This window comes from Pseudomonas sp. Sample_14 (assembly GCF_004307515.1).
GTDB classification, from domain to species: Bacteria; Pseudomonadota; Gammaproteobacteria; order Pseudomonadales; family Pseudomonadaceae; genus Aquipseudomonas; species Aquipseudomonas atacamensis.
This window is the reverse complement of record NZ_RCOC01000051.1, coordinates 62,956-69,818: the sequence shown is the minus strand read 5'-3', so window position 1 is coordinate 69,818 and position 6,863 is coordinate 62,956. Positions and strand designations below refer to the sequence as shown.

The 6,863-nt window shown below is 59.8% G+C and carries 6 protein-coding genes; 3 read left to right on the top strand and 3 right to left on the bottom strand.

The window, feature by feature from the left end; all coding sequences use genetic code 11:
• Both D8U61_RS11700 and D8U61_RS11695 read left to right on the top strand, forming a co-directional pair.
• Positions 1-194 (top strand): DUF1656 domain-containing protein (locus tag D8U61_RS11700; protein WP_130926968.1); only part of this gene is annotated, 194 nt, incomplete at its 5' end.
• Positions 195-204: 10 nt separating this feature from the next.
• On the top strand, positions 205-1,071 hold the full coding sequence (locus D8U61_RS11695; protein WP_130926967.1) for an HlyD family secretion protein: 867 nt from the start codon (positions 205-207) through the stop codon (positions 1,069-1,071).
• Positions 1,072-1,116: 45 nt separating this feature from the next.
• Here D8U61_RS11695 and D8U61_RS11690 read toward each other — a convergent pair whose 3' ends face one another.
• The 3 genes from D8U61_RS11690 to D8U61_RS11680 form a co-directional block, all read right to left on the bottom strand.
• Positions 1,117-2,412 carry a hypothetical protein gene (locus D8U61_RS11690; RefSeq protein WP_130926966.1) on the bottom strand — a complete coding sequence of 432 codons (1,296 nt, stop codon included), beginning with the start codon at positions 2,410-2,412 and terminating at the stop codon, positions 1,117-1,119.
• 161 nt (positions 2,413-2,573) lie between these two features.
• Positions 2,574-3,398, bottom strand: a complete 825-nt coding sequence (locus D8U61_RS11685) for an SDR family oxidoreductase (RefSeq protein WP_125927506.1) — start codon at positions 3,396-3,398, stop codon at positions 2,574-2,576.
• 36 nt (positions 3,399-3,434) lie between these two features.
• Entirely contained in the window at positions 3,435-3,899 is a 465-nt protein-coding gene (locus D8U61_RS11680) for a multidrug transporter (protein WP_130926965.1), read from the bottom strand.
• A gap of 174 nt (positions 3,900-4,073) precedes the next feature.
• Between D8U61_RS11680 and D8U61_RS11675 the strand changes: the two genes are divergently transcribed.
• Positions 4,074-6,809, top strand: a complete 2,736-nt coding sequence (locus tag D8U61_RS11675) for an RHS repeat protein (RefSeq protein WP_177433326.1) — start codon at positions 4,074-4,076, stop codon at positions 6,807-6,809.
• Positions 6,810-6,863: the final 54 nt, after the last annotated feature.

Sequence of the window (6,863 nt, the reverse complement as noted above, 5' to 3'; positions counted from 1 at the left end):
GTGAAATCGCCTTCCACGGCGTGTACATGCCGACCATGACCCTGATGTTTTTCATTGCTGCGGGACTGGCCTGGGCAGTTGACCGCTTCCTCTCGGGGTTCGACCTGTACCGTTTTTTCTGGCACCCGGCGCTGCTGCGTCTGAGCCTGTTTACCTGTCTGTTCGGCGCCATGGCGCTGACTGTCTACCGTTGAGAACATCTTGATGAAAAAGTTTTTCAGCCTGCTCGCGACCCTGCTGGTACTGGCCCTGGCGCTGTGGATCGGCCGCACGTTGTGGGAGCACTACATGAACACGCCGTGGACCCGCGATGGTCGCGTGCGTGCCGACATCATCAACGTCGCCGCCGACGTCACCGGCGAAGTGGTCGAAGTGCCGGTGCGCGACAACCAGTTGGTGAAGAAGGGCGATCTGCTGATGCGCATCGACCCCGAGCACTACCGCATCGCGGTCAAGCAGGCGCAGTCACTGGTGGCTTCGCGCAAGTCGACCTGGGAAATGCGCAAGGTCAACGCCCATCGCCGCGCCGACCTCGACAATCTGGTGATCTCCAAAGAGAACCGCGACGACGCCAGCAACATCGCCGACGCTGCGCTGGCCGATTACCAACACGCCCAGGCGCAATTGGAAGCCGCCGAACTCAACCTCAAACGCACCGAAGTGCGTGCGGCGGTGGACGGCTACGTGACCAACCTCAATGTGCATCGCGGCGACTACGCGCGCATTGGCGAGGCGAAGATGGCCGTGGTCGACATGAATTCATTTTGGGTTTACGGCTTTTTCGAAGAAACCAAACTGCCTCACGTCAAAGTGGGTGACCAAGCCGACATGCAATTGATGAGCGGCGAAGTGCTCAAGGGCCATGTCGAGAGCATTTCGCGCGGCATCTACGACCGCGACAACCCGGAAAGCCGCGAGCTGATCGCCGATGTGAACCCGACGTTCAACTGGGTGCGTTTGGCTCAGCGGGTGCCGGTAAGGATTCACATTGATGAGGTGCCGGCGGGGGTGTTGCTGGCGGCGGGAATTACTTGCACGGTGGTGGTGAAGCAGGACCTGGCAGGCAATTGATCGACCGAGTCGCCCCTGGACCGGGCGACGCGGTTATGCTTCCAGCTACTGGGAAATGTTGTAGCGATACAGACAACCCAGAGGATTTTCTGGGTTGATGTTGAGGGCAACAATCAATTTTCCAGGGTCCTGCTGATAATGAAGCCTGGAGAGAGAGTCGGTGGTCTCCTCGCGAGGGATGACGCCACCCGCGTCTGAAAAATCGGAGTTGTAGCCACCGCTGCGTGCTTTCACACAGGCAATATAATTGCCCTTCTCGTCTCCACCAGAAACTACGATGTTATCAGCGAAAGGAACATGGTCCGCCCAGTTGACTCGCCTGTCGCTGCCGAGATCTGCTGGAAGCGGCATGATATTCGGACTGCCGAAAACGTCGAAATCGGGCTTACCTTCTTCATCGAAGGCGATCAACATGCCGTATCGCTCACTCAAGGCGTTGCCCATGTTGGTGTAGCCGGATGCCGTGAACCTATTGGGGGCTCGCTGTCTCACAGTGTTGAGTTCGGCCCCCCTGGAGTTGTACCGGACTACCAGAATCCCGGGTCTTTCCGGGTGACCGAAATTCTCATGGGGCGCGCCACTGTCTGAATTCAACATCACGACGAGACCGTCCGTGTTCACGTCGGGCTCGTATTTTTCGTAGCCTGCAAATAACAACAGTCCATTGTCGAGCACGCAACCGTCGCTGAGTGACGTCGATGCATGCCGCAGGCTGTGCTTTATTTCAACTCGGCCATCTGTGCCGAATGCCTTTACGGGTGCTCCCTGCGCATCGAATTTGTAAAGGTGCGCCCTGAGCACGTCAGGCGTGTGGTAATCAACGCCGACAATAATGCTGCCATCGGGTAACGCGAACACGAATGCCGGGCCTTTTTTCGTAAGCCGTTGTGTGTTTGGGGGATCGATGATGACTTGGCCATTGTCGCCAAAGCTGCTCACTCGATTGCCTTTGCTGTCGAGGCAGAGAATCGCGGGGCTAACCTCGCTCGACTTCCCATTGGTTGTGCTGCCCGCCATGAACAGCCGCCCATCGGCACCTTCTGCAATAGGCCCGCCAGAGGCCAGCTCATTGGCCAGGAACGAACCCATGACACGCCCTTCGACCCCAAACGCCAGGTCTACGGCACCCAAGTGGTTCAGCTTGGAGATGAAGAAGGAGCTATTGTCGAAGGTACTGGTAACCAGCAACGATTTATCGCGCAGCAGCGTCGATCCGGTGAGGGGCCGGGACTTCGCCGGGTCGTCCTGAAATATATCGTCAAGTTGAAGTTTGCCTTCACCGCTTCCCCATGTAGCGTCGATTGTTGCCCTGATGTTCGTGGCCTTCTTAGCGGTTGTCATATACGTCCCTGCGCGGTTGTCGTGAGGTCGGTTTACTCGCCGGGCTTTAACACAGCCTCAACACCGTTCACCTGGCTTGAACTCACGATAGGCCTTCCTTGAGAGGGCGCCTACTGTCAACTCTGACAGGTCGGGATACCGCTCGTCGCAACAACTGGGTATCAGAGCTTTGCGCGCAATCCGAAGCGCTTCATCAACGTCGATTCCAACAACCCTTTCGGCAACAACGCCGCCAGCAACGGCAACGCCCGGCTGCCGTTGCCGATGCGAACCAGCCGTGGCGGCTTGCTCTGCCGCACCGCTTTCAACAGCTCGGCAGCAAACTCACTGGCCGGGGTGGGTTTGTCCTGCGATGCCTTGGCGCGTGCCCGAATGCCTTCACGCAATGGAAACCACGGCGATTGCTCGTTGATCAATTGCTCGGCTTCATGTCCGGCATTCTTCGCAAAGCTCGATTCGATGGCGCCGGGCTGGACTTCCATCACACGAATGCCAAACGGTGCCAGTTCCATTCGCAAGGCATCGCTCAACGCGTGTACCGCCGCTTTCGAAGCGCAGTAGGCGCCGGCAAACGGCGTGACCAAAACACCTGACACGCTGCCGATATTCACCACCAGCCCCCTGGCCCGACGCAGCAGCGGAAACAACGCGCGGGTGACGCCGACAATCGAAAACACGTTGGTCTCGAACTGGCGCTGCATCGCCTGCACGCCGCCGTCGAGCAGCGGCCCCATCGCGCCGTAACCGGCGTTGTTGATCAACACATCGAGGCCGCCGTGTTGCTGGTTTAGACGCTCGGCGAGTTGCTCAAGCGCGGCCCCATCATTGACGTCCAGCTGAATCGCGGTAAAACCGGCGGCGTTGAGCGCAGCGACGTCTTCAGTCTTGCGCGCACTGGCCCAGACTTCGTAGCCGGCGGCTTTGAACGCGTCGGCGAGGGCGCGGCCGATGCCGCTGGAACAACCGGTAATCAACGCAACGGGCATGGCGCATTCCTTGTGCAAAAAAGTCGGGGGAGGGGATCAGTCGGCAAAACTACCCTGCAAATGCTCGGCGCGAAACTCCAGGGTTTGCGGGCGATAGCCGGGACGCAGTGGCGGCAAGGGCAAGCAATCTTCCCAGGTGGCGCCGGCCTGCAGTTCGCCGGGGCCGCGATAGCGCGGGGCGGTGTATTGATTGTCGGCCAGATTGACCGTATCGCCCGGCGCGTACGCGGCGATGCGCCAACGCAGTTCGGTCAGCGGCACATCGTTGCCGTTGTTCATTTTCAATTGCAGTGGACGGTCGGACGGACATTGTTCGGGAGCATAGGCAATGCGCAGTTCCAGGCGCGCCAGTTGTTTGATCTCGCGGTTGTCCAGCCACACCACCCACATGGCTACGAAGCCCAGGCCGATGGCAGCGGCCACCGACACCGGCAAGGCCTTGGCCGGATAGCGCAGCAGCAGGATCAGCCAGGTGATGACCAGCAGGATGCCGATGAACATGCGGGAACGCTCCGTGAGTGAGTGAGTGAGCTTCATCCTACCGAAGGCGTCGCACAATGGATATTCGGAGCGGCAACAAGCCTGCCGTTGGTCGGGACTGTAATTTCTGACAGTAGGCATCCACGTCCGGGCTTGCTCTCATGCGCGAAGGGCACACTGGGACGTTGACGCACTATGGGCATCCACCACAATACGCCAACGCTTGCCGTGAACGATCCGCGCGGTTTGGCCATCCTCAACGTCAACTACTGGCGCGCCGATGCGGCGCTGGCAAGTGAGCCCCGAATCGAGCGGACGTTGCGGGACGTTGCCGGGCGTGTAGTCAAACAATGGGATGCGCGATTGTGGGCGTTGCAGGTGATCGATCCGCAAGCGCCCGCCAGCCTCACCACCACCCATGCCTTGAACGATATCGCGCTGCGCTCGGACAGTAGCGATGCGGGAGTTCAGGTCCGGTTGCCGGGTTTGGCCGGCCAGACGCTGTTCAACTGGGACAGCCGTGGCACATGCCGCGAGATTGCATACGATGACTTGCTGCGCCCTGTCGCGGTGTTCGAAGAAGGCACAGGCGTACCTCGCCGCTGCGCCGAGCGTTTTGCCTATGGCCGGCCCGGCTTTGGCGAGCCGCTGCGCAATCAGCTCGGTCAGTTGATCCGGCATGACGATCCGGCCGGTAGTGTCCTGTTCGAGCAATTCGCAATCACCGGCCAGTGTTGTGAAAACACCCGACACTTCGTGCTCGAGTCGGTTGTGCCGGATTGGCCAGATGCTGACTTTGAGCGCAAGGTACCGCTGGAGTCCGAAGGGGCAACCACGCAATGGCGCTTTTCACCGCAGGGCTCCGTGCTGGAACAGGTGGATGCCGCTGGTCATCGGCAGGTATTCGCGCTGACTCACGACGGACGATTACGCGGGGTTGATCTACGGCTCAGGTATCAGACTTCAGACCATCCTGTGGTCAGTGATATTCGGTACAACGCCGAAGGTCAGGTGACCCAGGAGCTGGCAGGTAACGGCGTTCTGACCACGCTGAGCTACCGCCGTGAAGACGGCCGTCTGCTCATGCGTCATGCTCAGGATCAAGAGGGCAACGTTTGGCAGGACCTGTTGTATGCCTATGACCCGATGGGCAATGTGCTGAGCATCGAAGACCAGGCATTGCCGGTACGCTGGTTCGCCAACCAGCGCATCGAGCCGGTCAGTCGCTACCGCTATGACAGCCTTTGCCAGTTGACTCACGCCACTGGCTGGGAGGCCGGCGCTGCCGGTGGCGGGCCGACCGCTGTCGCCAACTACAGCCAGAGTTATCGTTATGACGCCGCCGGCAATTTGCTCGAGCTGACTCACGTTGGCCCACAGAGTCCAGGTCATCAATTGCAGGCCGCGCGCTACAGCAATCGTTGCTTGCCGTGGCATGACGGTAAGCCGCCATCTGAGTCCCAGATCGCCGAGGCGTTCGATGCGCGAGGCAATTTGCTGTTGCTGGATCAAGGACGCCGGTTGCAGTGGAATCTGCGGAACCAGCTGAACTCGGTGGTGCTCGTGCTGCGCGTATCAGGCGCCGATGATTGTGAAAACTATCTCTACGACGGCGCCGGTCAGCGGGTATTGAAAACGCGTTCGTCACGCACGGCTGCGCGCAGTCTTCTTGCACAGGTGCGGTATCTGCCAGCGCTGGAGTTACGCACCGACACTGGCACCGGAGAAAGCCTGCAAGTGCTCACCGTGCAGACCGGACTCAACACCGTACGCGTCCTGCATTGGCAAAGCCCACCGCCGACCGGCCTGAATAATCTCTACCGATACAATTTCAATGATCACCTGGGTTCGATCAGTGTTGAGCTGGACGCCGATGCGCGGCTGATCAGCCGCGAGCATTTTTATCCATTTGGAGCGACGGCGTGGGCCAAGGAGCCCGACGTCAGCTACAAGACCGCGCGCTATTCGGGAAAGGAACGTGATGCCACGGGGCTTTATTACTTTGGGTTTCGCTATTACGTGCCGTGGCTGCAACGCTGGTTGAATACCGATCCTGGCGGGGCGATCGACGGTCATAATCGCTATCGCGCGATGCGCAATAACCCAGTCACTTACAGAGACAGCGACGGGCGCAAGCCCGACAAGCATGCACCCGATCGGGTGTACCACGATCTTGCCGACCAGAAACTGGTCAATCCCGTGCAAGCCGCCGGCATGCAGCCAGTGCGCCGTTACTTCGAGAATGACCCCAATCCCGACGTCCAGGCCTATCGCCGCGAAATACCGGTAGCGCTGGCAGAGCTGGGAGCCCGGGACAACTCCGTGCTCAACACACATCAGGCACATGTCATTGCCGCCGCGCGGACGCACACCGCGCCACCTTCGGGGGCCGTGCTGTACCACTCCGGTGAATTCGTTTCTTCGACAATGAATCGGGTGTTGGGGGAGGAGACCACCAGCCGGATCATGGGACCCATGTCCGTTGCGTTCAACAGCCCTGTCGAAGAACCGCAAGTGCTTGCAGCCAGGCGCGGTGCCGTGGCCAAAGGCTTCCAGATCGGCGGAAATCTGCTGATGCACGCCGCTAACCCCGCAGTTCAGTTGGTGGGCTCACTGAGTGTGGCAATGGGCAATGCCATGCAGGTTTCCGAGGCTCAGACGCGGATCCAGTACAAACTGCTCAGCACACCCGTTGCCGTGCCTCTTGCCATCTCCTCGAACAGTCCGGCGGTCGACTTGCAGTCCTTCAATCGATCGACCCGGCGGCAGCCGTTGTTTGCAGAACCGGAATCAACACCCACACCGTTGGCCCAGCAACTGTTTGCAGCCGCGTTTACACAAGGTCCCGCGGGGCTGGCGCAGGCGACGGAAGGCGAGTCGGTCGATGAAGATTCACCGCTGGCGAGACGCCGCAATTCAGTCTTCGGCTAGACAAAAAAAGCCCCCGCCCAGCCCGCTGCGGATAGGGAACGCAACGGGCTGGAC